Raw genomic sequence first — 25,815 nt, forward strand, 5'->3', positions numbered from 1 at the left:
CCGGGGCGTCCCGCAAGGGATGCCCAATGAAAGAAACCCCGCTTGCGCGGGGTTTCTTTTTTGGCGCGGCCGTCGAGGGGCGCGCGCCTGTAGGGAAGCGGCGGATCAGTGCAGCGCGTGCGGACGGATCAGGCCGACCGCGATGCCTTCCAGCGCGAATTCCTGGTCTGCCTCGACCACGATGACGTTGAAGTCAGGATTCTCGGGCAGCAGTTCAACGCGGCCGTTCTGGCGCTGCAGGCGCTTGACGGTGACGTCGTCGCCCAGGCGGGCAACCACGATCTGGCCGTTGCGGGCCTCGGACGCCTTTTTGACGGCCAGCAGATCGCCTTCGAGGATGCCGGCGTCACGCATGCTCATGCCGCGCACCTTGAGCAGGTAGTCGGGCGCCTGGGCGAAGAGGCCGGGGTCGACACCGATTTCGCGTTCGACATGTTCTGCCGCCAGGATCGGGCTGCCGGCGGCCACGCGGCCGACCAGCGGCAGCAGCAACTGCGCCAGGCCGGGCAGGGGCAGCGGCGCCTGGGTCTGCGCGGGCGAGGCATCCTTCAGGCGGATGCCGCGCGAAGCGCCGGCGGTGAGCTCGATGGCCCCCTTGCGCGCCAGGGCCTTCAGATGGTCTTCAGCCGCGTTGGGCGAGCGGAACCCCAATGCCTGGGCGATCTCGGCGCGGGTGGGCGGAAAGCCGGTGCGCGCGACGGTTTGCCGGATGAGGTCCAGGATTTGCTGTTGACGATCAGTGAGTTTGCTGGCCATGGCGGTGATCCGTTTGGAATCGGACTGTACATATATACAGCGGCATTCTGGGGGACATAACGCAAAAATGCAAGCGTTGAGCGGACATGGTTTTGTGACAGGCAATGAAAACGGGACCCGAAGGTCCCGTTGGAGGCTGTTGCCGGGGGGGGCTTACAGCACCGCGGCGATGCCCTTGGCCACCTGGTCGATGTTGCCGCTGTTGAGCGCGGCGACGCAGATGCGGCCGCTGGAGACGGCGTAGACGCCGTGCTCTTCGCGCAGGCGGTCGACCTGGGCCGAGGTCAGGCCCGAGTACGAGAACATGCCGCGCTGCTGCAGCACGAAGCTGAAGTCCTGCTTGCCGCCGTGTTCCTTGATTTTCTCGACCAATTGCTTGCGCATCAGGCGGATGCGGTCGCGCATGGCGCCGAGTTCTTCTTCCCACATGGCGAACAGCTCGGGCGAGTTCAGCACCGTGGAGACGATCGTGCCGCCGTGGGTGGGCGGGTTGGAGTAGTTGGTGCGGATGACGCGCTTGAGCTGGCTCAGCACGCGGGTGGCTTCGTCTTTGCTGCCAGCCACGACCGTCAGGGCGCCGACGCGCTCGCCGTACAGCGAGAACGACTTCGAGAACGACGAGCTGATGAACATGGTCAGGTCGAGGTCGGCGAACAGGCGCACGACCGCGGCGTCTTCGCGCAGGCCTTCGCCGAAGCCCTGGTAGGCGATGTCCAGGAAGGGCACCAGCTTGTTTTCCTTGACGACCGCGGCGATCTGCTTCCATTGGTCGAAGGTGGGATCGACGCCGGTGGGGTTGTGGCAGCAGGCGTGCAGCACGACCACGGTGTTGGCCGGCGCGGCCTTCAGGGCGGCCAGCATGCCGTCGAAGTTCAGGCCGCGGGTGGCGGCATCGTAGTAGGCGTAGGTGCCGACTTCGAACCCGGCGCGTTCGAACAGCGCGCGGTGGTTTTCCCAGCTGGGATCGCTGATCAGGACCTTGGAGGTCGGCAGCAGCTGGCGCAGGAAGTCGGCGCCGATCTTGAGCGCGCCGGTGCCGCCCAGGGCCTGGGTGGTCAGGACGCGGCCAGCGGCGGCCAGCGGGGAATCCTTGCCGATCAGCAGGGCTTGCGCGCCCTGGTTGTAGCCGGCGATGCCTTCGATCGGCAGGTAGCCGCGAGCGGCGGCGGCCTCGATGCGGGCGATTTCCGCCTTGCGCACGGCACCCAGCAGGGGAATGCGACCCTGGTCGTCGTAGTACACGCCCACGCCCAGATTGACTTTACCGGGGCGGGTGTCCGCGTTGTATTGTTCGTTCAGACCAAGAATGGGGTCGCGCGGCGCGAGTTCGACGGAATCGAAAAGGGTGCTCATGGGACTCTGCTGAGGGTGAGTGGACGCAGTCGGAAGTGCTGTGGATAATGGGGGGTTTACCCTGGGAACAGTCTAGCATGCCTAAGAGCGCAATAGACCCGAGCGCGGCGGGTGCCGCAGCCGTTGGCTCCGTCACCGACGGGGCGGCCGATGCGGCCCCTGGCTCTGCCGCGGCGGCCCCCGGCCCGGGGTACGTCGATTACCCCGGCAGCCCGTTCCACCTGTACCAACCCTATCCGCCCGCCGGCGACCAGCCGGGCGCCATTGATGGATTGGTCCAGGGCGTGCAGGACGGCCTGATGTACCAGACGCTGCTGGGCGTGACCGGCTCGGGCAAGACCTACACCATGGCCAACGTCATCGCCCAGCTGGGGCGGCCGGCGCTGGTGCTGGCGCCCAACAAGACGCTGGCCGCGCAGCTGTACGCGGAAATGCGCGAGTTCTTTCCCAAGAACGCGGTGGAGTACTTCGTCTCGTACTACGACTACTACCAGCCCGAAGCCTACGTGCCGACGCGCGACCTGTTCATTGAAAAGGACTCGTCGATCAACGAGCACATCGAGCAGATGCGCCTGTCGGCCACCAAGAGCCTGCTGGAACGGCGCGACACCATCATCGTCGGCACCGTGTCGTGCATCTACGGTATCGGCAACCCCGGCGACTACCACGCGATGGTGCTGATCCTGCGCGCCGGCGACCAGATTTCGCGGCGCGAGATCCTGGCGCGGCTGGTGGCCATGCAGTACACGCGCAACGACGCCGAATTCACGCGCGGCGTGTTCCGCGTGCGCGGCGAGACCATCGACATCTTCCCGGCGGAAAGCGCCGAGCTGGCCCTGCGCCTGACGCTGTTCGATGACGAAATCGAAAGCCTTGAGCTGTTCGATCCGCTGACCGGCCGCATCCGCCAGAAGTTGCCGCGCTTCACCGTTTACCCCGGTTCGCACTACGTGACGCCGCGCGACACCGTGCTGCGCGCCATCGAGACCATCAAGGAAGAGCTGCGCGAGCGCACCAAGCGCTTCGTCGACGACGGCCACCTGGTCGAGGCCCAGCGCCTTGAGCAGCGCACCCGCTTCGACCTGGAAATGCTGCAGGAACTGGGATTCTGCAAGGGCATCGAGAACTACTCGCGCCACCTCTCCGGCGCCGCGCCGGGGGAGCCGCCGCCCACGCTGATCGACTATCTGCCGGCCGATGCGCTGATGTTCATCGACGAGAGCCACGTCACCATCGGCCAGCTCAGCGCCATGTACCGGGGTGACCGCTCGCGCAAGGAAACCCTGGTGCAGTATGGCTTCCGGCTGCCATCGGCGCTGGACAACCGGCCGCTCAAGCTCGAGGAATTCGAGGCCCGCATGCGCCAGTGCGTGTTCGTCTCGGCCACGCCGGCGGCGTACGAAAAGGAGCATGCCGACAACGTGGTCGAGCAGGTGGTGCGCCCCACCGGCCTGGTCGATCCGATCGTGGAGGTGCTGCCGGCACGCACCCAGGTCGATGACCTGCTGGGGCAGATCAAGGCGCGCACCAGCCAGGGGGAGCGGGTGCTGGTCACCACGCTGACCAAGCGCATGGCCGAGGACCTGACCGACTTCCTGACCGAGCACGGGGTGCGGGTGCGCTACCTGCACTCGGACATTGACACGGTGGAACGGGTGGAAATCATCCGCGACCTGCGCCTGGGTACGTTCGACGTGCTGGTGGGCATCAACCTGCTGCGCGAAGGACTGGATATCCCGGAAGTGTCGCTGGTGGCCATCCTGGATGCCGACAAGGAAGGCTTCCTGCGCTCCGAGCGCAGCCTGATCCAGACCATTGGCCGGGCGGCGCGCAACCTGAACGGCCACGCCATCCTGTATGCCGACCGCATCACCGACTCGATGCAGCGCGCCATGGAAGAAACCAGCCGGCGCCGCGCCAAGCAGCTGCAGTTCAATGCCGACCATGGCATTACCGCGCGGGGAGTGCAGAAGGCGGTGCGCGAGCTGATCGACGGCATCGTCGCGCCGGTGCAGCACGACGCGCTGGAAGCCGCGGTGCCGGCCGAATTGCTGAAGGACGAAAAGGCCCTGGCGCGCGAGATCAAGCGCCTGGAAAAGTTGATGATGGACCACGCCCGCAACCTCGAATTCGAACAGGCCGCGGCCGCCCGCGATGCCTTGACGGCCCTCAAGCAACGGGTGCTGTTGGATGGCGCGGTATGAAGGTCGATGCTTATCTGAATGTATCTTTTCGCTGACGGGCTGCTGAATTGCAGGTTGGCGCGAAGTGTCGCCGAAGTGGGCGTGAAATTTGCACAAGCATTCGGTCGGCGGTCTCTTGCATAACCTTAAATATAGCTTTCAACTATTTGATTTATAGGGAATATTTTAGGGGACGTATTGATGCGAAACGGTGTGCCCGGGAGCAAAAAAAGCTTGCCTTATCTCGGGTTTTCCCGCACACTTACTCCCATGATGACCAAGGTACTTTTCGTTTGCATGGGCAATATCTGTCGCTCGCCGAGCGCAGAGGGCGTGTTTCGCCATTTGGTGAACGACGCGGGTTTGGGCGATGTGGTTCGCATCGACTCCGCGGGCACGCACGCGTTTCACATCGGCGAGGCGCCTGATGCCCGGGCGCAGGCCGCAGCGCGCAAGCGCGGCTACGAGATCACGCACTGTGAGGCCCGTCAGGTCACCGCGGAAGACTTCCGCGACTTCGACCTCATCCTCGCCATGGACTGGGACAACCTGTCCGCCATGCAGCAACAGTGCCCCAAGGCCTATCAGCACAAGTTGATGCTGCTGATGCGCTTCGCCAATGAGTTCGAGGAGGCCACCGTGCCCGACCCGTACTACGGCGGCGCCGATGGCTTCGGCAAGGTGCTGGATTATCTCGAAGATGCCTGTCAGGGCGTGCTCGAGCTGGTCCGCAAGCGCGCTACCCAATACCAGGCGGCCTGAGAGGTCTCCGGTGTGCCGGGGCGTCCTGCGGGACGCCTGGCGAATTGGCAGTGAAAAGAACCGCGCGACAGCGCGGTTTTTTCTAGCCGGGAGCCATACCAAATTACTCGGGAATTTGCTATACTTGAGCCAATTACTCGGGTATTGACCGCCGGATTCGCCGACGGCCATTGCCGAATCACAGGGAATTCACCATGCGGCTAACTACCAAAGGGCGTTTCGCCGTGACTGCCATGATCGATCTGGCTATGCGGCAGCATAGCGGCCCGGTCACTCTTGCGGCCATCAGCCAGCGTCAGAATATTTCGCTTTCCTACCTGGAACAGCTGTTCGGGAAACTGCGCCGCCACGAACTCGTGGACAGCGTGCGCGGCCCCGGCGGCGGTTACTCGCTCGCCCGTCTGGCGCGAAACGTGACCGTGGCCGACATCATCTTCGCCGTCGACGAACCCCTGGATGCCACCAGCTGCGGCGGCAAACGGGACTGTACGAGCGGCAACGACGGCAAGCCTGGCAAGTGCATGACGCATGAGCTCTGGGCCACATTGAATCGCAAGATGGTCGATTACCTGGATTCGGTGTCGCTGCAGGATCTGGTCGATCAGCAGCGTGTGCGCCAATTGCAGGAAGCCAACAATCAAGCGCAGGCCTGCGCGGTGCGAGTGAACCGGGTGGGAGGCGCCAACAATACCGCCGCCAACGCCCCGACCACCACCGTCGCGGCCAATGCCACCGTATAAGCAGTAGGAGTTGTAGAAATGACCACCCGTCCGATCTATCTGGATTACTCGGCCACGACCCCCGTCGACCCGCGCGTCGTCGAAAAAATGATCCCCTGGCTGTACGAGAGCTTCGGCAATCCCGCGTCGCGCAGTCACTCGTTCGGCTGGGAAGCCGAGGAGGCCGTCGAACGCGCCCGCGAGGAAGTCGCCAAGCTGGTGAACGCGGATCCGCGTGAAATCGTCTGGACCTCCGGCGCCACCGAGTCGGACAACCTTGCCATCAAGGGCGCGGCCAACTTCTACGCCGAGCGTGGCAAGCACATCATCACCATCAAGACTGAACACAAGGCCGTGCTCGACACCTGTCGTGAACTGGAGCGCCAGGGCTTCGAGGTGACCTACCTGGACGTCAAGGATAACGGCCTGATCGACCTGGACGTGTTCAAGGCGGCGCTGCGTCCCGACACCGTGCTGGTATCGGTGATGATGGTGAACAACGAAATCGGCGTCATCCAGGACATCGAAACCCTGGGCGAGATCTGCCGCGAGAAGGGCATCATCTTCCACGTCGATGCCGCGCAGGCCACCGGCAAGGTCGAGATCGACCTGCAGAAGCTGAAGGTCGACCTGATGTCGTTCTCGGCCCACAAGACTTACGGCCCCAAGGGCATCGGCGCGCTGTACGTGCGCCGCAAGCCGCGTGTGCGCATCGAGGCGCAGATGCATGGCGGTGGCCACGAGCGCGGTTTCCGCTCGGGCACCCTGGCCACGCACCAGATCGTCGGCATGGGCGAAGCCTTCCGCCTGGCGCGCGAGGAAATGGGCACCGAGAACGAGCGCATCCGCATGCTGCGTGATCGCCTCTGGGCTGGCCTGTCGCAGATCGAAGAGGTCTACCTCAACGGCGACATGGACCAGCGCGTGCCGCACAACCTGAACGTCAGTTTCAACTATGTCGAAGGCGAGTCCCTGATCATGGCGATCAAGGAACTGGCCGTGTCCAGCGGTTCGGCCTGCACCTCGGCCAGCCTGGAACCTTCCTACGTGCTGCGCGCCCTGGGCCGCAACGACGAGCTGGCGCACAGCTCGATCCGCTTCACGCTGGGCCGCTTCACCACCGAGCAGGAAGTCGACTACACCATCGAACTGCTCAAGAGCCGTGTCGGCAAGCTGCGCGATATGTCGCCGCTGTGGGAAATGGCCAAGGAAGGCATCGATCTGAATACCGTGCAGTGGGCCGCGCACTGAGCGCCCGCGCCAAAGAATACGTGGAGAACTAACATGTCTTACAGCACCAAAGTCCTGGATCACTACGAAAACCCCCGCAACGTCGGCTCGTTCGACAAGTCGGACGACTCGGTGGGCACCGGCATGGTCGGCGCGCCGGCCTGTGGCGACGTCATGAAGCTGCAGATCAAGGTGAACGAAGCCGGCGTCATCGAGGACGCGCGCTTCAAGACCTACGGCTGTGGCTCGGCCATTGCCTCCAGCTCGCTCGTGACCGAGTGGGTCAAGGGCAAGACGCTGGACGAAGCCATGAACATCCGTAACACGCAGATCGCCGAAGAACTGGCCCTGCCGCCCGTGAAGGTGCACTGCTCGATCCTGGCCGAAGACGCGATCAAGGCCGCCGTGCAGAACTACAAGGAAAAGCATTCGGTTCCGGCCGAAGCTGTTGCGAGCTGAACATGTCCGTTACCCTGACCCAACAGGCTGCCACCCACATCGGCCGCTACTTGCAAAAGCGCGGCAAGGGGATCGGCTTGCGCCTCGGCGTTAGGACGACGGGTTGTTCCGGCATGGCCTACAAGCTGGAGTATGTGGACGACGCGGCGCCCGAAGACCAGGTGTTCGAGAGCTTCGGCGTGAAGGTGTTCGTCGATCCCAAGAGCCTGGCCTACCTGGATGGCACCGAGCTGGACTACGCCCGCGAAGGCCTGAACGAAGGTTTCAAGTTCCGCAACCCCAACGAGAAGGCGACCTGCGGCTGCGGCGAGTCGTTCACGGTGTAAGTCTTGGCTGGAGACGATCACTTCAGCCTGTTCGGCTTGCCGGCACGCTTCGACCTGGACGCCCAGGCGCTGGAATCGGCGTGGCGCACCGTCGCCGCGCAGGTGCATCCCGACCGCTTTGCCACCGCCAGTCCCGCGGAACGCCGCGTGGCCATGCAGTGGGCGGCGCGCGCCAATGAGGCCTACCGCCAGTTGCGCGATCCGCTGTTGCGGGCGCGCTATCTGTGCGAGCAGGCCGGCGTGGATCTGCAGACCGAGAGCAACACGTCGATGGACACGGCTTTCCTGATGCAGCAGATGACCTGGCGCGAAATGATGGACGACGCGCGCAATGACGCCGGCGTGCTGGCCGAGCTGCGGACCGAGCTGGAGGATGCCCGGCAGCAGATGCGCGTCGCGTTGACGCGCCTGCTGGACGAACAGCGCGACTACGCCGCGGCGGGTCTCAAGGTGCGGGAATGGATGTTCGTGGAGAAGCTGGCGCAGGAGCTGGCACAGGCCCATCCCGATTCCTAGTCCCCCAGGATGGCCCGGCGCGCGGGGCGCCCGGACTTCGCCGCCTACTGAGTAGAAAAAACAATCATGGCCTTATTGCAGATTTCCGAGCCCGGCGAATCGCCCGCGCCGCACCAGCGCAAGCTGGCGGTGGGGATCGACCTGGGCACCACCAATTCCCTGGTTGCCGCCGTGCGCAGTAGCGTCGCCGAGGTACTGCCTGATGCGCAGGGCCACGTGCTGCTGCCGTCGGCGGTGCGCTATTTCCCCGGCGGCAAGGTCACCACGGGGCGCGAACCGCTGGCGCAGCAAGCGGAAGACCCGTTGAACACGGTGGTGTCGGTCAAGCGTTTCATGGGCCGTTCGCTGGAAGAGGCGCGCGCCACGCGCGCGCCGTACGAATTCGTGGACGCGCCCGGCATGGTGCGCATCCGCACCGCGCAGGGCGACCTGAGCCCGGTGGAAGTGTCGGCGCAGATCCTGGCGGTGCTGCGCCAGCGCGCCGAGGACGTGCTGGGCGATGACCTGGTGGGCGCCGTCATCACGGTGCCGGCCTATTTCGATGACGCCCAGCGCCAGGCGACCCGCGACGCCGCGCGCCTGGCCGGCCTGAACGTGCTGCGCCTCTTGAACGAGCCGACCGCCGCGGCGATCGCCTACGGTCTGGATAATGCCGCCGAAGGCGTTTACGCTGTTTATGACCTGGGCGGCGGCACGTTCGATATTTCCATCCTGCGGTTGACGCAGGGCGTGTTCGAAGTGATCTCGACTGGCGGCGATACCGCGCTGGGCGGCGATGACTTCGATTCGCTCATCGTCGACGACGTGGTGGCGGCCGCGGGCGCCACCGACCTGACGCACGCCGACCGGCGCGGCCTGCTGATGGCGGCGCGCGCGGCGCGCGAGGCGCTGTCGGACGCGCAGGAAGCCAATCTGAATCTGACGCTGGCCAATGGCCAGGTGATCGATCACACGCTGACCCGCGCGCAGTTCGAGGCGCTGGCCCAGCCGCTGGTGCAGCGCACGCTGGATAGCGCGCGCCAGGCGCTGCGCGACGCCGCGCTGAAACCCGCCGACGTGCGCGGCGTGGTGATGGTGGGCGGCGCCACGCGCATGCCGGTGGTGCGCGCCGCGGTGGGCGAGATGTTCGGCACCGAGCCGCTGACGGATCTGGATCCGGATCAGGTGGTGGCGCTGGGCGCCGCGCTGCAGGCCAATCTGCTGGCCGGCAACCGCGCGCCGGGCGAGGATTGGCTGCTGCTGGACGTGACGCCGCTGTCGCTCGGCCTGGAAACCATGGGCGGGCTGGTTGAGCGCGTGATTCCGCGCAACAGCACCATCCCGGTGGCGCGCGCGCAGGAATTCACGACGTTCAAGGATGGCCAGACGGCCATGAGCATCCACGTGCTGCAGGGCGAACGCGACCTGGTGACGGATTGCCGTTCGCTGGCGCGCTTCGAGCTGCGGGGGATTCCGCCCATGGTGGCGGGCGCCGCGCGCATCCGCGTGACGTTCCAGGTGGATGCCGACGGGCTGTTGAGCGTGACCGCGCGTGAACAGAGCACGGGCGTGGAAGCGGCGGTGTCGGTCAAGCCTTCGTACGGCCTTAGCGACGACGAAGTCGCGCGCATGCTGGCCGATAGCGTGGCGCAGGCCGACAACGATGCCCGCGCCCGCATGCTGCGCGAGCAGCAGGTGGAAGCGCGTCAGTTGGTCGAATCGGTGCAGGCCGCGCTGGCGGTGGACGGCGACCTGCTGAACGCCGAGGAACGCCAACGGGTCGATGAATGCCTGCAGGCGGCCGCCCGCGCCCAGGAGGCGCAGGACGTGGACGCGGTGAAGGCCACGGTCGAGGACTTGTCGGCCGCGACCGATGAATTCGCCGCGCGCCGCATGGACCGCAGCATCCGCGCCGCGCTGGCCGGCCGCAAACTTGACGAAATCGCCTGATAAGACGCTATGCCGAAACTGACCGTACTGCCTCATCCCGACTACTGCCCCGAGGGCGCCGTGATCGAGGACGCGCCCAAGGGCGTGTCGATCTGCCGCATCCTGCTGGACAATCACATCGACATCGAGCATGCCTGCGAACTGTCGTGCGCGTGTACGACCTGTCACGTGGTGGTCAAGCAGGGTTATTCGTCGCTGGAAGACGCGACCGACGACGAAGAGGATCTGCTGGACAAGGCCTGGGGCCTGACGCCGACCTCGCGCCTGTCGTGCCAGGCGCGGGTCGAGGATGCCGATCTGACGATCGAGATTCCCAAGTACACCATCAACCACGCGAAAGAGGGCCATTGATGAAGTGGACCGATACCTACCAGATTGCCGAGGCGCTGGCGGACGCCCATCCGGACGTCGACCCCAAGACGCTGCGTTTCACGCAGTTGCGCGAATGGGTGCTGGCCTTGCCCGGTTTCAATGACGACCCGGAACGCAGCGGCGAGAAGATCCTGGAGGCCATCCAGATGGCCTGGATCGACGAGGCCGACTGATCCTCCAGCGAAACGCTCCTTCGGGAGCGTTTTTGCATTGGGGGCGCGGGCGGCGGGGTATCATCAAGACTCTTTCGTTGTCCTTGCCATCCGAGTCTACCGATGCCCGCTGCCCAATTGCGCTTTGGCCTGGCCGCCAACCGACTGCACCATGAATCGCCCGACGCCGCCTTGTTCACCTGGCTGCGGGCCTGTTCGTCCACCATCCGCGAACTGGGCGTGCAGTTGCATACCGTGGGGCGCACCCACGATGCCATCGTGCGCGAGGGCATGCTGCAAGGCTATTCCGGCCTGATCCGCTATCCGTATGGCCGCGAAGGCGGGTTGATGAAGCTGGTGGCGCGCGTGACCGAGGGCCGCGACGGCCAGGAGCCGTTCGATGGCGCGATCTACCTGATCGATCCGGTGGACCCGTCGTCGATCTTTCCCGAGGCGCTGGCGCTCAAGCGCCAGTGCATCACGCATGGCCGTCCCTTCATTTCAACGCTGGCCGGCGCCATCGAGTGGATGGAGGTCGAACGCGTGCATGCGGGCCTCGCGCCGGACATGGCGGCGTCGCGGCTGTTCAACTACACCGGCCAGACGCTGGCGCTGATCGCACACGATGCGCTCAAGGACGAGATGGTGGCGTTCGCGGCCGAGCACTTCGACGTGCTGTCGCAGTTTGCGCGGCGCGTGGCGACCGGCACCACCGGTGGCCGCCTGAACGAACTGGCGTGGTCGCGCGGCTGGCCCAAGGACACGCCGTGGGTACACCGCTACCTGAGCGGTCCGCTGGGTGGCGATGCGCAGATCGCCGAACTGGTGCTGGAGCACCAGTGCCAGCGGGTCATCTTCTTCGAGGATCCCCATGTGGCGCGCCAGCACGAGGCGGACATCCAGTTGCTGGAACGCGCGGTGCGCGTGGTGACGGAGTCGGCCACGTGCGCGACCTCGCCGTCGGTGGCGCGGCGCTGGGCCAAGGCGGTGGAGTTGCGGGCCGGACGCGGTTGAGCCGGTAGCATGCCGACGGGGCGCCCTTTGGGGCGCTTTTTTTATTGTCGTTTTCCCTGATGGGACGGAGCGCTTGGGGGCGCTGCCCGTGGGCGGTCTGTTGTAAACAGGGGAAGTCTTTCTTTTCGTAGGGAAAAGGAACCATTTCAATAACGAGAAACATTAACATCTGGCTCTTCGAAATTCATCAAGGGGAGCCACGTCGATGTTTGATCCTGCCATGTCCCGCCGCGCCAGCCTGGCGGCGGCGTTGAGCCTGCTGCCGGCCGCGCTGGCGGCGCAGTCCGCGCCCGTCGAACCGACCACGTTGCCGTCGGTCAAGGTGGAAGGCAGCGCCGAGACGGCGACCAGCCCGGTGCTGGGCTACGCGGCCACGCGTTCGGCCACGGCCACCAAGACGGATACGCCGCTGAACGAGACGGCGCAGTCGATCACCGTGGTGCCGCGCGACCAGATCGTGGACCAGGGCGCCACCAGCCTGCAGGAGGCGCTCGGCTATGCGGCGGGGGTACGTTCCGATGCGTATGGGCTGGATTCGCGCAGTGACAGCGTGCGGGTGCGAGGGACCGACGTCGACGTCTATCTGGACGGCATGCGCCAGGCGTTCGATTATTACACCAGCACGACCCGCCCCGATCCGTACATGCTGGAACGCATCGAGGTGCTGCGCGGGCCGGCGGCCATGACGTATGGCCAGGGCAGCACCGGCGGCCTGATCAACATGGTCAGCAAGCGCCCGTTGGCCGAGGCGCAGCGCGAGGTCGGCGTGCAGGTGGGCAACCATGGGCGCAAGCAGGCGCAGATCGACCTGACGGGGCCCGTCACCGAGGATGGCCAATGGCTGTACCGCCTGGTGGCGTTGCAGCGCGATGCTGATACCCAGGTGCACCATGTGCCGGACGACCGCACGCTGGTGGCGCCGTCGCTGACCTGGCGACCGAGCGCGGCGACGTCGTTGACGCTGCAGGCGCTGTACCAGAAGGATAAGTCGGGTTCGACCGCGCAGTTCATGCCGTGGTCGGGCATGCGCACGCCGAATCCGAACGGCATGATTCCGACCTATCGCTTCATCGGCGAACCGGACCACGACCGCTACGATTCCGAGCGCCGCAGCTTCGGCTGGCTGTTCGAGCACCAGTTCAACGACAAGTGGTCGTTCACCCAGGGGTTCCGCCACGCCAACAACAAGGTGACGTACTTCACGCACTACGCGGATGCATTCTCGGTGCCCGGCGGCTGGGCGGATGATCCGATCAACCAGCGCATCATCGGCCGCTATGCCGATGACACCATCACCAAGGTGCGCATGGACACGCTGGACCAGCACCTGACGGGCGAGGTGAGCACCGGCGCGGTGACGCACAAGCTGCTGCTGGGGCTGGACTGGTCGCGCTATCGCCGAGACCGCGAGAGCGGCAGCGGCAAGGATACGATCGACGCCTATGATCCGGTGTATGGCAATGGCTATATCCCCGAGCTGACCGGTGAGCCAAGGTTCAACCAGCGCCAGACGGGCATCTACCTGCAGGACCAGATGAAGATCGGTCAGCACTGGATCGTGACGGCGGGCCTGCGGCATGACCGCGCGCGCAGCCAGCTTGAGGGTGGCGAGGCGGACAAGGCTCAGGCCACCACCAAGCGCTTCGGCCTGATGTATGCCGCCAGCAATGGCTGGTCGCCGTACATCAGCTACAGCGAGTCATTCACGCCGGTGGCCGGCACTACGCGCAACACGCCCGACGGCGCGGTGCCCGAGCTGTACAAGCCGCTGCGCGGCAAGCAGTGGGAGGCGGGCGTCAAGTACCAGTCCGCCGACGGCGGCCACCTGGCCACGGCGTCGGTTTACGACCTGCGCGAGAAAAACCGCCTGGTGCCGGATCCGACGGCGGCGTTGAACAACGTGCAGACCGGCAAGACGCGCACGCGCGGCCTGGAGCTGGAATGGCGCGGCCAGGTGACGTCGTCGTTCGACGTGATCGCACACTACAACTACATCGACCTGGATCCGAAGCTGGAGGGCATTCCGCGCCACCAGGCCGCGGCGTGGGGGCGTTACCGTTTCGCGCTCGACAACCTGGACGGACGCTTCACGGTGGGCGCGGGCACGCGCTGGATGGCGTCGTTCCGCGATGGCGACGGGCCCAAGCTGGCGCCGGCGTGGCTGGTGGACGCCATGATGGCGTACGAGACCACCCACTGGCGCTACGCCTTGAACGTCAACAACCTGACCGACAAGACCTATCTGGCGACGTGCCTGTCGCGGGGCGATTGCTGGTACGGCGCGCGCCGCAGCGCGGTCGCCAGCGTCACCTACAAGTTCTGACGCGGGGCGTCAGCGGCCCTGGAAGCGCGGCGCGCGTTTTTCACGGAAGGCGCGCACGCCTTCGGCGAAATCCTCGCGCCGCGCGGTTTCCAGGAAGCAGGCGGTTTCTTCGGCCAGCTGCGTTTCCAGCGGGGCGTGCGCGGCGTTGCGCAGCAGGTGTTTGGCGCCGGCGATGCCGTGCGGCGCGTGGCTGGCGAGCTGACTGGCATAGGCCTGCGCCTGTTGCGCGAGCAGGCCGGCGTCGGCGACGCGGTTGAGCAGGCCCCAGCCCAATGCATCGGCGGCGCTGAAGGCGTCGTGGCGCAGCAGCAGGTCGAGCGCGCGGCGCGGGCCGAGCAGGCGGTTCAGGCCATGCGTCATGCCGGCATCGGGCGTGGCGCCGAGCTTCAGGTAGGCCGTCATGAAGCGCGTGTCGGCCTCGGCGATGGCCAGGTCGCAGGCCAGCACCAGCGACAGGCCGGCGCCGGCCGCGACGCCGTGTATCTGCGCCAGCCACAGCTTGTCCATGCGCGCGACGTGCGCGACGAAATCGTTGAGGGGCGTGAACAGGTCGAGCAGCTTGCCGCGCACCGCGTTGACGTCGCCTTCGAACAGCGTGATATCGCCGCCGGCGCAGAAGGCCTTGCCGGCGCCGCGCAGCAGCACGACACGGATGTCGGCGCGCGTTTCGAGCCATTGGGCGGCGCGTTGCAGATCCAGCGCCATGGCGACGTCGATGGCGTTGAGCGTGGCGGGCTGGTTCAGCGTCAGCGTGGCGATGCCGTCGCCGGCTTCCAGCAGCAGGGTGGGAAAGACGGGCAGGGGTGGGTTCATGGCTTGTCTCCGTTATCGGGTAAATACCAACTTTCGATCCAAAAACCACGATGCTATGGTCGGAACCAAGCGCTTGCTCGGTTGCCGTCCGCCACGCAAGCGTAACGCATAGAACGATTTTCCGGCGCTGTACAGCGTAGGTAAAGACAGGTTCGCCGCATCGCCTGCCTCGGGGCTACGCTGATTCACCGCCAATAGAAAAACAGCTTCGCGATCAACAGCGAGGAGACAAAGGTGGATCAATCCGATAGCCCTCCCTTGCTGGAGGTGGATGGGGTCACGTTGGCGTTCGGCGGGGTCAAGGCGCTCACGGGCGTGGGCTTTCGCGTCGCGCCGGGATCCATCACCACGGTCATCGGCCCCAATGGCGCGGGCAAGACCTCGTTGTTCAACACCATCTCGGGTTTCTACCGGCCTGCCGCGGGCACCATCCGCTTCCTGGGCCGCGACATCACGCGCGTGGCGGCGCCCGAGCGCGCCCGCCTGGGGCTGGCGCGCAGCTTCCAGAACATCGCGCTGTTCCGCGGCATGACGGTGCTGGACAACATCAAGCTGGGGCGCCACGCCCACCTGCGCACCAATGTGCTCGATGCGCTGCTGTACCTGGGCCGGGCGCGGCGCGAGGAGATGGCGCTGCGCGCCGATATCGAAGAACGCATCATCGACTTCCTGGAGATCGACCACATCCGCCATGCGCCGGTGGCGGCGCTGTCGTACGGGCTGCGCAAGCGGGTGGAGCTGGCGCGGGCGCTGGCGATGCAGCCCAAGGTGCTGATGCTGGACGAGCCGGTGGCGGGCATGAACCGCGAGGAGACCGACGACATGGCGCGCTTCATCCTCGATGCGCGCGCCGAGTGGGGCGTGACGGTGCTGATGGTGGAGCACGACATGGGCATGGTGATGGACCTGTCGGACCACGTGGTGGTGCTGAACTTCGGCCAGGTGATCGCCGATGGCACGCCGGCGGCGGTGCAGGCCGATCCCGAGGTCATCAAGGCCTATCTGGGCGCGGGCGACGTCGGCGACCTGCGCCGGCGGCTGCGCGAGGCGGCCTGATGGACGGCCTGTTCTTCCTGGAGGTGACGCTGGCGGGGCTGGGCAGCGGCGGCCTGTACGCGCTGGCGGCGCTGGCGTTCGTGATCGTCTACAAGGCGACGCGGGTGGTGAACATCGCCATCGGCGAATTCCTGATGATGGGCGCCTACGTGTTCTATGCGTTTGCCGCCGGCATGGCCTGGCCGGTGTGGGCGGCGATCGCAGGGGCGGTGGCGCTGTCGGCCGCGCTGGGCGCGCTGGTGGAACGTTTGACGATCCGGCCGATGCTGGGCGAGTCGCCGATCTCGGTGTTCATGATCACCGTGGGACTGGCGTCGATCCTGGTGGGCGTGGTGGAACTGATCTGGACCGCGGACCAGCGCCGCCTGCCGGAGTTCATGCCGCGCGCGCCGGTGATGGTGGGCGAGGCGTTTGTCGCGCCCAAGGTGTTCTACGGCTTCTGGGTGGCGCTGGCGCTGGTGCTGCTGGTGCTGGCGGTGTTCCGCTACTGGCGCGGCGGGGTGGCCTTGCGCGCCACCGCGTCGGACCAGGGGGCGGCGTATGCGATGGGCATCAACGTGCCGCGGGTGTTTTCGCTGTCGTGGGCGGCGGCGGGCGCGATCGCGGCGGTGTCGGGGGTGATCGTGGGGGCGATCGGCGGCATCTCGTCGTCGATGGGCGTGTTCGGTCTGTCGGTGCTGGTGGTGGTGATCGTGGGCGGGCTGGACAGCGTGGCGGGGGCCTTGGTGGGAGGCATTTTCATCGGGCTGCTGGAGGCCTGGGCCGGCGCCTACCTGGGCGGCGAATACAAACTGCTGGCGACCTTCGTGGTGCTGGTGGCGGTGCTGATGATGCGGCCCTACGGGCTGTTCGGCACGCGCGAAATCGAGAGGCTGTAGCCATGCGCATCGCGACCGCGAAAGAGACCTACCGGGCCGACGAGGCGCTGTTCGACACCAGCACCCAACGGCTGTGGCTCGCGCTGCTGGCGGCGTCGCTGGCGCTGTTCCCGTTCGTGGCCGACGCCTACTGGCTGTACCTGGCGTGCCTGGTGGCGATCAACGTGGCCAGCGCCACGGGGTTGAACATCCTGACCGGCTACACCGGGCTGGTGAGCCTGGGGCAGGCCGCCTTCATGGGGCTGGGCGCGTACACGGTGGCGGTGATGGAACTGCGGCTGGGCACGCCGGTGCTGCTGAATCTGCTGGGCGCCGGCGTGGTGGCGATGCTGGGCGGGCTGCTGGTGGGGATTCCGTCGCTGCGGGTCAAGGGGCTGTACCTGGCGATCTCGACCATCGCGGCGTCTTTCATCGCGCACTTCGTGTTCGCGAATTGGGCCTTCACCGGCGGCACGGGCGGGTTGCAGGTGCCGCCGGCGCGGCTGCTGGGGATCGATCTGGACACGTCGTTCAAGATCTATTGGCTGATCGTGCCCTTGACGGCACTGATGGTGCTGGGCGCGGCCAACCTGTTCCGCACGCGCATCGGCCGCGCGTTCATCGCGATCCGTGACCGCGACATTTCCGCCGAGGTGCTGGGCATCCACCTGCTGCGCTACAAGCTGCTGTCGTTCGGGCTGTCGTCGTTCTACGCGGGCGTGGCGGGCGGGCTGTGGGCGTATTTCTTCCGCGTGGTCACGCCGGAGAGCTTTCCGCTGATCATGTCGATCTTCTTCCTGGCGGCCATCATCGTGGGCGGCATGGGGTCGATCCTGGGATCGATCCTGGGCGCCGTGTTCATGACCATGGTGCCCGAACTGCTCAAGCTGGTGGTGGGCTGGCTGCCGGTGGGGGGCGATGCCCTGCGGCTGATATCGCCGGTGCGCACCATTGTGTTCGGCCTGCTCATCGTGGGCTTTCTGATCTTCGAGCCGCACGGGCTCGCGGAAATCTGGCGCCGCGTGCGCCGCTACTTCCATCTGTGGCCATTCCGCACCTAGACGGCGGCCGCGTATTCCCAAGAGAACCAGGAGACGAAACCATGAAGCGCATCCGGATAGGCAGCGGTTTATCGAAGTTGCTGGCGGCCTTGGGCGTGGCGTTGGCGTTGGCCGCGGCGCCGGCGGCCCAGGCCGAGGAGGACCTGGTGCTGGGCGGCTCGATCCCGCTGAGCGGCGTGTTCGCGTTCGCCGGGCAGGGCATCCATGCCGGCATCACCGACTACGTCAAGATCGTCAACGACCAGGGCGGCGTCAAGGGCCGCAAGCTGCGCTACGTGCCGGAGGACACCGCCTACAAGGTGGATGCTTCGGTGGCGGCCTTCAAGAAGATCACCAGCCAGAACAAGGTCAATTTCTACTATGGCGATTCGACCGGGTTCTCCAAGACCATCAATGCCGAGCTGAACCGTTCGGGCAACATCCTGATGACGGGCGCGTCGTTCGCGACCGAGCTGAATGACCCGGCCAAGTATCCGGCGCAGTTCATGCTGGGGCCGGACTACACGGAGATGTTCGGCATCCTGCTGCGCTCATCGCCAAGGAGAAGCCGGGCGCCAAGGTGGCGTTCGTGTATTCGGACACGGAGTTCGGGCGCGACCCGATCGCCAGTTCGCGCGCGGTGGCGCAGAAGCTGGGGCTGACGGTGGCCACCGAGATCATGACGCCGCCGGGCAGCGTCGACGTGTCGACCGAGGTCATCAAGCTGCGCCGCGCCGATCCGGACTTCACCATTTTCCACGGCTACGTGCTGGCGCCGATTCCCGAGTTCGTCGGGCAGGGCAAGCGCATGGGCCTGAAGACGCGCTACATGGGCACGTTCTGGACCATGGATAACTCCACCGTGATGCAGATGGGCGAGGATGCCGAGGGCTTCATGGGCGTGATGCCGTACCGCTATTACTACGACGAGACGGCCGATGCGCCGATGCTCAAGAAGATCCGCGAGCTGCGGCCGCAATACCAGAGCACCGGCTACATGCAGGGCTTCCTGGCGGCGATGCTGTTCACCGAGGTGGCCAAGCGCACGCTGGATGCGGGCAAGGAGCTGACCAGCGCCAACATGAAGACGGCGCTGGAGGGCATCAAGGACTTCGACACCGGCGGACTGATCGGCGTGCCGATCAGCATCAAGGGCAATTCGATTCCGGTGGGCCGGATCTACCGCGCCGATACCAAGCAGAAGCAGATGGTGCCGGCATCCGACTGGATCGTGCTGCAGTGAGGCGCCCGTGAATCCCGGACACGCCGCGTCGCCATCCACGGTGCTGGACATCAACAACATCGAGGTGGTCTACAACAAGGCGGTGCAGGTGCTGCGCGGCCTGTCGCTGTCGGTGCCGGCCGGCGCCATCGTGGCCCTGCTGGGCAGCAACGGCGCCGGCAAGTCGACCACGTTGAAGGCGGTGTCGCGCCTGCTCGACCTGGAGGACGGCGAGCTGGCGCGCGGGCGCATCCTGTTCGACGGCGGCGACACCGCCGGCGCGCGGCCGCAGAACCTGGTGCGCGCCGGGCTGGCGCATGTGATGGAAGGGCGCCGCGTGTTCGAGGATCTGTCGGTCGAGGAAAACCTGGTGGCGGCGACCTACGCGCTGAGCGGCAGGCCTGGCGCCAAGGCCGACTTCGATCTGGTGTATGGCTATTTCCCGCGCCTGTACGAGCGACGCCGGGGACTGGCGGGCTATCTGTCGGGCGGCGAACAGCAGATGCTGGCGATCGGGCGGGCGCTGATCGCGCAGCCCAAGCTGATGCTGCTGGACGAGCCGTCGCTGGGCTTGTCGCCGATGCTGGTGGAAACCATTTTTTCCATCATCGCCCGCATCAATCGCGAGCAGGGGGTGTCGATGTTGCTGGTGGAACAGAACGCGTCCGTGGCGCTGGCGGTGGCGCACTACGGCTACATCATGGAGACGGGCAAGGTGGTGATCGACGGCACGGCCGAGAAGCTCGCGGCCGATCCCGACGTGCGCGAGTTCTACCTGGGCGTGGGCGGCGCGGGCGAGGCGCGCGGCTTTCGCGACATCAAGCACTACAAGCGCCGCAAGCGCTGGCTGTCATGAACGGGCCGATCGACCCTGGCTCGGCCGGAGATGCCTGGCCGGCGCTGACCCTGCCGCAGATGCTGCGCGAACAGGCGCGGCGCCAGCCCGACGGCATCGCGGTGCGGCAGAAGGACTTTGGCATCTGGCAACCGGTGTCATGGGCGCAGTATTGGCGCCGCGCCTGCCGCGTGGGGCTGGGGCTGCAGGCCGCCGGCCTGTCGCGCGGTGGCCGGGTCGCGATCGTGGCCGACAATCGACTGGAGTGGCTGTTGACGCAGTTGGGCGCGGGCGCGGTCGGCGGCGTGGCGGTGGGGGTGTATGCCACGAGCCCGGCCGAGGAAATGGGCTATGTGCTGGAGCATGCCGACGTCGAACTGGTGGTGTGCGAGGACCAGGAGCAGACCGACAAGGTGCTGCAGGTGGCGCACCGGCTGCCGCTGTTGCGGCGCATCGTGGTGATGGAGACCAAGGGGCTGCGTTCCTACGCGCCGTCCGAACGCGCGCGCATCATCGCCTTCGCCGAGCTGGAGGCCGACGGCCAACGGCTGGAGGCGGAAGGGTTGCAGGCGCTGAATGAGTTGCTGGACACGCAGAGGCTGGATGATCTGGGCTTGATGATCTACACCTCGGGTTCGACTGGCAAGCCCAAGGGCGCGATGCTCAGTTACCGCAACATGCGCGGCGTGGCCCCCGGCATTGCCGAGCGGCTGGGCATGGATGCGCGCAGTGTGCATCTGTCGTACCTGCCGCTGTGCCACGTGGCCGAGCAGATGCTGTCGACCTTCGTGCCGATCTATCTGGGCGCGCAGGTCAATTTCGGTGAATCGATCCGCACCGTGCAGGAGGATCTGCGCGAAGTGGCGCCAAGCGTGTTCCTGGGCGTGCCGCGTATCTGGGAAAAGCTGCACGCGTCGATCTCGATCAAGATGCAGGAAGCGGGCCGATTGCAACGGTGGTTGTACCGGCGCGCGCTGGCGGCGTGCGCGCCATTCGCGCACAAGTCGGCGCGCCAGCGCGGTCCCGGCGAGCGGCTGACCTATGCGCTGTGGTATTGGCTGGTGCTGCGCGCCTTGCAGAATTTCATCGGCCTGCGGCGGGTACGGGTGGCGATGACCGGGGCGGCGCCGATCGCGCCCGAGGTGGTGCGCTACTTCCGCAATCTCGGCGTGCCGCTGGTGGAGGTGTATGGCTTGACCGAGTCGACCGGCATGATCTTCGGCCAGCATCCGGACCGCGTGCGGGCGGGCACGGTGGGCGAGCCTATCCTGGGAGTGGACTGGCGCCTGGGCGAGCAGGGTGAATTGCAGGTGCGCGGCGAGATGGTGTTCGCCGGCTATTACAAGAACGATGCCGCGACCGCCGAGACGGTGCGCGACGGCTGGCTGCATACCGGCGACGTGGCCGAGGCGCGCGACGGCCAGTTGCGTATCGTCGACCGTCTGAAAGACATCATGATCACGGCGGGCGGCAAGAACCTGACGCCATCCGAGATCGAGAATGCGGTCAAGGGCAGCCCCTATGTGAAAGAGTGCGTGATCGTCGCGGACGGCCGGCGTTACGTGGCGGCGCTGATCCAGCTGGAGTTCGAGACGGTTGGCAAGTGGGCCGAATCGCGTCGCATCGCCTTCACCCATTTCCGTTCGCTGGCCGAATGCGCCGAGGTGCGCGACCTGGTGGCCGATGAAGTGGCGCGCGCCAACGCGGGGTTGGCGCCGGTGGCGCAGATCAAGCGCTTTCATCTCTTGACCAAGGAACTGGACCACGACGATGGCGAGGTGACGGCGACCATGAAGGTGCGCCGCGCCAGCATCTACCGCGCCTATGCGGATGAAATCGAACGGCTCTACGCCGAGGAGACGCCAGCATGAATGAAGCGGTGATCGTGGAGGCGGTGCGCACGCCGTTCGGGCGGCGCGGCGGCTGGTGGGCCGATACCCGGCCTGATGACTTGCTGGCGGAGGTGATACAGGGATTGCTGGCGCGCGCCGGATTGCCCGGCGGCCAGGTCGATGATGTGATCGCCGGCTGTGTCAGCCAGGCGGGCGAGCAGGGCGCCAACATCGGCCGCCTGGCGGCGCTGCTGGCCGGTCTGCCGGAGACGGTGCCGGGCGTGGCCCTGAACCGCATGTGCGGATCGAGCCAGCAGGCGGTGCATGCCGGGGCGCAGGCAATCGCGGCCGGCGACATGCGCTATGTGGTCGCTGGCGGCGTCGAGAGCACGAGCCGCGTGCCGATGTTCCTGGACGTGACGCTGGGCCAGCGCGAATTCCGCGGTTTCGAATCGCTCAACCCCGGATTGTTGCGGCGCTATCCGCTGATCCACCAGATCGAGAGCGCCGAACGCATCGCCGAAACGTGGCAGCTGGGGCGCGCCGAGCTGGATGCCTGGTCGATGCAGAGCCATGCGCGCGCCTGGGCCGCCGCCAGCGCCGGACGCCACACTGAACTGCTGCCTGGTCCGCCGGGCGCGCCGGCGCGCGACGAGGGCATACGCGAGCACGCCGATCCGGCCAAGATGGCGGCGCTGCCGCCGGCCCTGCGGCCGCCGGGGCAGGGCAACGTGACGGCGGCGCAGTCGAGCCAGCTGGCCGATGGCGCGGCGGCGGTGCTGTTGGCGGATCGGACGGCTGCGTTGGCGGACGGATTGCGGCCGCAGGCGCGCTTTCGCGCCCGGGTGGCGATCGGCTCGGATCCGGTGTTGCAGCTGACCGGCGTGATCGCCGCGACCGAGCGCGCCCTGGAGCGGGCCGGCCTGCGGCTGCGAGACGTGGACTGGATCGAGATCAATGAGGCCTTCGCCAGCGTGGTGCTGGCCTGGTTGAAGACGCTGGAGGCGGATCCGGCGAAGGTCAACCCGTGGGGCGGCGCCATCGCCCACGGCCATCCGCTGGGCGCCACGGGCGCGGCGTTGATGGCCAAGATGCTGGCCGGGCTGCGCGCCATGGGCGGCCAGTTCGGCCTGCAAGTCATGTGCATCGGGCATGGCATGGCGACCGCCACCATCGTCGAGCGGTTATGAGCCGGTCGGGCAAGGTTGCGGCGCAGCCGGCACACGCCGGTCACGAAGACGGCGCGGAATCGCTGCGCCGCGCGGAAGTGATCCTGACGGCGGCGCGGCTGTTCCGCGAGCACGGCTACGAACGCACCACGGTGCGCGAACTGGCGCGCGCCGTGGGCCTGCAGTCCGGCAGCCTGTTCCATCATTTCCGCAGCAAGGAGGAAATCCTGGTGGCGGTGATGAACAACGGCATCCAGGAGGTGCTGGACGAAGGCCGCCGGGCGCTGGCTCGCTACCAGGCGCCGGCCGACCGGCTGGCGGCGCTGTTCCGGGTGCATATGTGGAGCATGCTGCACGGCGCCGGCGGCGATGCGATGAACGCGCTGGTCTATGAATGGCGCAGCCTGTCGGCGCCGAGCCAGGCCAGCGTCAAGGCGCTGAGCGACCGCTACGAAGCCATGTGGCAGGAGGCGGTGGCGGCGGCGGTGGCCGCGGGCGTGCTGCGCGGCGATGCGCGCGTGATCAAGCGCTGTGTGCTGGGGGCGATGAACCTGACGGTGCAGTGGTACAAGCCCGACGGCCGGCTGCGGCCGGCGGCGTTCATCGACGAGATGCTGCGGGCCAGCCTGCCGGCGTTGCCGGAGGGCGCGGGGCGCTGGCCGGTGGCCTAGCGCCGTTCCGCCGCGCAGGCTAGGCCGCGCCGGGCCAGTAGTGGCTGTCCGGCAACGCGCGCGCGCCGAATATCGCCTGGCCGACGCGCACGACGGTGGCGCCTTCCTCGATAGCGATCTCGAAATCGCCGGACATGCCCATCGACAGTTCGTCCAGGCTGATGCCGGCCGGCGCCTGCTGGCGCAGGCGGTCGCGCAGGCCGCGCAGCAGCACGAAGCACTGGCGCACGCGTTCGGCCTCGCGGGAGAACAGCGCCAGCGTCATGAAGCCGCGTACCCGCAGGGAAGAAAACGCGGGCAGTGCCTGGAGGAAGGCGGCCACCTCGTCGGGCGCCAGGCCATACTTGCTTGGCTCGCCGGAGGTGTTGACCTGCACATACACATCCAGCGCGCGGCCTTCCGCCTGCAGGCGCCGGTCCAGCGCTTCGGCCAGGCGCAGGCTGTCCAGGGCCTGGAACTCGCTGGCGAACCGCGCCATCAGCTTGGCCTTGTTGGTCTGCAAGTGGCCGATGACCGACCAGCGCAGGCCGGCCAGGTCCGTGGTGTTCTCCCATTTGCGATGGGCTTCCTGGATCTTGTTCTCGCCCAGCAGGCGGCAGCCGGCGGCATGGGCCAGCCGGATGCGCGATTCGTCCATGGTCTTGCTGACCGGCAACAGGCGCACGCTGGCCGGGTCGCGGCCGACGCGCCGGCAGGCGGCGTCCATGCGCGCGTGGATCGCGGCCAGGTTGCGGCGGAAGTCCTCGACGCTGAGGGCCTGGGGATAGCGGCCGTGCTGGTCGTGACGGGTCTGCGTATCAGGGACGCCGGGCGCGGCCTCGGGGGAATCGGGCGGGAGCGTCATCATTTCACCATGTCCTTGCCGGCGGATTCAGGACGCGGCAGATCAATGTGGCGGGGCGGGCGGATGCGCCGCGGCAGGCGGCCATTGAGCGCGGCGTGGGCGAGCAAGCCGATCACCAGGCCCCAGAAGGCGCCGCCGATGCCGAACAGCTTGATGTTGGCGGCGGCCGCCAGGAAGGTGATGAGCGAGGCCTCGCGGGTCTTGGGGTCGGCCAGGGCGCTGGCCAGGCTGCCGCCGATGGTGCCCAGCAGGGCCAGGCCCGCCAGCGTGGTGATGAACGTGGCGGGCAGCGCCATGAACACGGCGGCCAGCGTCACGCCGAACACGCCGACCAGGATATAGAAGATGCCCGCGGCGATGCCAGCGATCCAGCGCCTGGACGGATCGTCATGCGCTTCGCGGCCGGTGCAGATCGCGGCGGTGATGGCGGCCAGATTGAAGGCATGCGAGCCGAAGGGCGCCATCAGCAGCGACCCCAGCCCGGTGAGGGTGACGATAGGGTTGGCGCTGGTCTTGAATCCGTCATTGCGCAGCACCAGCATGCCGGGCATGTATTGGCCGGTCAGCGTGATGAGGAACAGCGGCAGGGCCACGCTCAGCAGGCCGTTGAGGGAGAACTCGGGCGCCGTGAAGACGGGGGTGGCGAACTCCAGCCGCAGCCCCGACAGGTCGACCCGGTCCTGCGCCAGCAGCAGCGCCAGGCCGGACACCAGGATACCGACCACGGCGTAGCGCGCGGTGTAGCGCTTGAGCGCGACGTAGGCGAGGATCAGCCAGCCCACCAGCAGCGGGTCCAGGCTCATGCCGCCGAAGGCGCCGATGCCGAAGGGCAGCAGGATGCCCGCCAGCAGGCCCGCGGCGACGCCCGGAGGAATCAAGCGGATGGCCTTGTCGAAACAGCCGGATAGCCCGAGCAGGACAAAGGCGGCGGCCGAGACCAGGTAGGCGCCGATGGCCTCGGCATAGGGCGTGGTCGCCAGGGCCGTGACCAGGAACGCGGCGGCGGGCGTGGACCACGCGGTGATGACCGGTTCGCGGCTGAGCCAGCTCAGCACGATGCCGGTGACGCCCACGCCGATCGACACCGACCAGACCCAGGAGGCGGTCAGCGCCGGACTGAGGCCGGCGACCTTGGCGGCCTGGAATACCAGGATGAAGGTGCCGCCGTAGTTGACGATGACCGAGATCAGGCCGGCCACGATGGGATGGACGAGATCGCGCGGGAACAGGGAAGAGGCGCTTGGCGATGACATGGGGGCGGTGAGAAGCGGGAAAGGTTGAATGGCAGACCACTTTGTAGCGCGGCATTGGACTGTCAAGGCAGTACACTTTGGCAATACGTGCCAGACCACTTTTTCGTTGCGACGACTTCTGCCTCGCCT

Annotated in this window: 24 protein-coding genes and 1 pseudogene; 20 read left to right on the top strand and 5 right to left on the bottom strand. The window is 66.7% G+C overall.

Translation table 11 applies throughout. The features are described 5' to 3' along the window. Window positions 1-105: 105 nt before the first annotated feature. Together lexA and HV742_RS02890 are read right to left on the bottom strand one after the other, a co-directional pair. Window positions 106-756 carry a transcriptional repressor LexA gene (gene lexA / locus HV742_RS02885; RefSeq protein WP_049073185.1) on the bottom strand — a complete coding sequence of 217 codons (651 nt, stop codon included), beginning with the start codon at window positions 754-756 and terminating at the stop codon, window positions 106-108. A gap of 153 nt (window positions 757-909) precedes the next feature. Continuing rightward, window positions 910-2,109: an amino acid aminotransferase gene (locus HV742_RS02890; RefSeq protein ID WP_049073186.1), complete on the bottom strand. Its 1,200-nt coding sequence runs from the start codon at window positions 2,107-2,109 to the stop codon at window positions 910-912. Between the two features lie 77 nt (window positions 2,110-2,186). Between HV742_RS02890 and uvrB the strand changes: the two genes are divergently transcribed. From uvrB to HV742_RS02950, 12 genes are all read left to right on the top strand, one after another. Beyond that, window positions 2,187-4,313 carry an excinuclease ABC subunit UvrB gene (uvrB, locus tag HV742_RS02895; RefSeq protein ID WP_254600925.1) on the top strand — a complete coding sequence of 709 codons (2,127 nt, stop codon included), beginning with the start codon at window positions 2,187-2,189 and terminating at the stop codon, window positions 4,311-4,313. A 249-nt stretch (window positions 4,314-4,562) separates the two neighbouring features. Further along, on the top strand, window positions 4,563-5,054 hold the full coding sequence (locus HV742_RS02900; RefSeq protein WP_006386176.1) for a low molecular weight protein-tyrosine-phosphatase: 492 nt from the start codon (window positions 4,563-4,565) through the stop codon (window positions 5,052-5,054). Window positions 5,055-5,248: 194 nt separating this feature from the next. Then, window positions 5,249-5,794 (top strand): Fe-S cluster assembly transcriptional regulator IscR, encoded by a 546-nt coding sequence (gene iscR / locus HV742_RS02905; RefSeq protein ID WP_049073187.1) that lies wholly within the window; start codon window positions 5,249-5,251, stop codon window positions 5,792-5,794. Between the two features lie 18 nt (window positions 5,795-5,812). After that, window positions 5,813-7,024, top strand: coding sequence for an IscS subfamily cysteine desulfurase (locus HV742_RS02910; RefSeq protein WP_049073188.1), 1,212 nt, complete (start codon window positions 5,813-5,815; stop codon window positions 7,022-7,024). Between the two features lie 33 nt (window positions 7,025-7,057). Beyond that, a complete protein-coding gene (iscU, locus tag HV742_RS02915) occupies window positions 7,058-7,462 on the top strand; it encodes a Fe-S cluster assembly scaffold IscU (protein ID WP_006386173.1) in 405 nt (134 codons plus the stop codon). Between the two features lie 2 nt (window positions 7,463-7,464). Then, window positions 7,465-7,788, top strand: coding sequence for an iron-sulfur cluster assembly protein IscA (iscA, locus tag HV742_RS02920; protein ID WP_006386172.1), 324 nt, complete (start codon window positions 7,465-7,467; stop codon window positions 7,786-7,788). Between the two features lie 3 nt (window positions 7,789-7,791). After that, window positions 7,792-8,304, top strand: coding sequence for a Fe-S protein assembly co-chaperone HscB (gene hscB, locus HV742_RS02925; protein WP_059271397.1), 513 nt, complete (start codon window positions 7,792-7,794; stop codon window positions 8,302-8,304). A 66-nt stretch (window positions 8,305-8,370) separates the two neighbouring features. Next, window positions 8,371-10,233, top strand: coding sequence for a Fe-S protein assembly chaperone HscA (hscA, locus tag HV742_RS02930; RefSeq protein WP_175144418.1), 1,863 nt, complete (start codon window positions 8,371-8,373; stop codon window positions 10,231-10,233). Window positions 10,234-10,242: 9 nt separating this feature from the next. Then, window positions 10,243-10,584 (top strand): ISC system 2Fe-2S type ferredoxin, encoded by a 342-nt coding sequence (gene fdx / locus HV742_RS02935; protein WP_026384519.1) that lies wholly within the window; start codon window positions 10,243-10,245, stop codon window positions 10,582-10,584. Then, window positions 10,584-10,778, top strand: a complete 195-nt coding sequence (gene iscX, locus HV742_RS02940) for a Fe-S cluster assembly protein IscX (protein ID WP_020928322.1) — start codon at window positions 10,584-10,586, stop codon at window positions 10,776-10,778. The genes fdx and iscX overlap by 1 nt, the downstream gene beginning before the upstream one ends. Window positions 10,779-10,880: 102 nt before the next feature. Further along, window positions 10,881-11,771 (top strand): methylglyoxal synthase, encoded by an 891-nt coding sequence (locus HV742_RS02945; protein WP_049073192.1) that lies wholly within the window; start codon window positions 10,881-10,883, stop codon window positions 11,769-11,771. Window positions 11,772-11,991: 220 nt separating this feature from the next. After that, window positions 11,992-14,094, top strand: a complete 2,103-nt coding sequence (locus tag HV742_RS02950; protein WP_254600927.1) for a TonB-dependent siderophore receptor — start codon at window positions 11,992-11,994, stop codon at window positions 14,092-14,094. Between the two features lie 9 nt (window positions 14,095-14,103). Here the strand turns inward: HV742_RS02950 and HV742_RS02955 are convergent, their stop codons facing one another. Beyond that, complete coding sequence (locus HV742_RS02955) at window positions 14,104-14,907, bottom strand: enoyl-CoA hydratase/isomerase family protein (protein WP_068953411.1); 804 nt, start codon at window positions 14,905-14,907, stop codon at window positions 14,104-14,106. 258 nt (window positions 14,908-15,165) lie between these two features. On the opposite strand from HV742_RS02955, the gene HV742_RS02960 reads away from it, so the two are divergent. The 8 genes and pseudogenes from HV742_RS02960 (at window position 15,166) to HV742_RS02995 (ending at window position 23,589) form a co-directional block, all read left to right on the top strand. Next, on the top strand, window positions 15,166-15,963 hold the full coding sequence (locus tag HV742_RS02960) for an ABC transporter ATP-binding protein (protein WP_169538040.1): 798 nt from the start codon (window positions 15,166-15,168) through the stop codon (window positions 15,961-15,963). Further along, entirely contained in the window at window positions 15,963-16,841 is an 879-nt protein-coding gene (locus tag HV742_RS02965; RefSeq protein ID WP_059271393.1) for a branched-chain amino acid ABC transporter permease, read from the top strand. Before HV742_RS02960 ends, HV742_RS02965 begins: the two co-directional genes overlap by 1 nt. Before the next feature lie 2 nt (window positions 16,842-16,843). Then, window positions 16,844-17,881 carry a branched-chain amino acid ABC transporter permease gene (locus tag HV742_RS02970; protein ID WP_026384306.1) on the top strand — a complete coding sequence of 346 codons (1,038 nt, stop codon included), beginning with the start codon at window positions 16,844-16,846 and terminating at the stop codon, window positions 17,879-17,881. Between the two features lie 41 nt (window positions 17,882-17,922). Next, a pseudogene (locus tag HV742_RS02975) lies at window positions 17,923-19,103 on the top strand (ABC transporter substrate-binding protein). Between the two features lie 40 nt (window positions 19,104-19,143). Then, window positions 19,144-19,938 (top strand): ABC transporter ATP-binding protein, encoded by a 795-nt coding sequence (locus HV742_RS02980; protein ID WP_054415813.1) that lies wholly within the window; start codon window positions 19,144-19,146, stop codon window positions 19,936-19,938. Beyond that, entirely contained in the window at window positions 19,935-21,788 is a 1,854-nt protein-coding gene (locus tag HV742_RS02985; RefSeq protein ID WP_175144420.1) for an AMP-dependent synthetase/ligase, read from the top strand. Before HV742_RS02980 ends, HV742_RS02985 begins: the two co-directional genes overlap by 4 nt. Beyond that, window positions 21,785-22,939 carry a thiolase family protein gene (locus HV742_RS02990; RefSeq protein ID WP_175144421.1) on the top strand — a complete coding sequence of 385 codons (1,155 nt, stop codon included), beginning with the start codon at window positions 21,785-21,787 and terminating at the stop codon, window positions 22,937-22,939. The genes HV742_RS02985 and HV742_RS02990 overlap by 4 nt, the downstream gene beginning before the upstream one ends. Beyond that, window positions 22,936-23,589 (top strand): TetR/AcrR family transcriptional regulator, encoded by a 654-nt coding sequence (locus HV742_RS02995; protein WP_175144422.1) that lies wholly within the window; start codon window positions 22,936-22,938, stop codon window positions 23,587-23,589. The genes HV742_RS02990 and HV742_RS02995 overlap by 4 nt, the downstream gene beginning before the upstream one ends. Window positions 23,590-23,608: 19 nt before the next feature. Here HV742_RS02995 and HV742_RS03000 read toward each other — a convergent pair whose 3' ends face one another. After that, window positions 23,609-24,436 (bottom strand): YggS family pyridoxal phosphate-dependent enzyme, encoded by an 828-nt coding sequence (locus HV742_RS03000; protein ID WP_175144423.1) that lies wholly within the window; start codon window positions 24,434-24,436, stop codon window positions 23,609-23,611. Further along, window positions 24,433-25,686: a benzoate/H(+) symporter BenE family transporter gene (locus HV742_RS03005; RefSeq protein WP_175144424.1), complete on the bottom strand. Its 1,254-nt coding sequence runs from the start codon at window positions 25,684-25,686 to the stop codon at window positions 24,433-24,435. Before HV742_RS03005 ends, HV742_RS03000 begins: the two co-directional genes overlap by 4 nt. Window positions 25,687-25,815 lie beyond the last annotated feature (129 nt).

This window comes from Achromobacter ruhlandii, from assembly GCF_902859695.1.
In the GTDB taxonomy this organism is placed as follows: Bacteria; Pseudomonadota; Gammaproteobacteria; order Burkholderiales; family Burkholderiaceae_B; genus Achromobacter; species Achromobacter ruhlandii.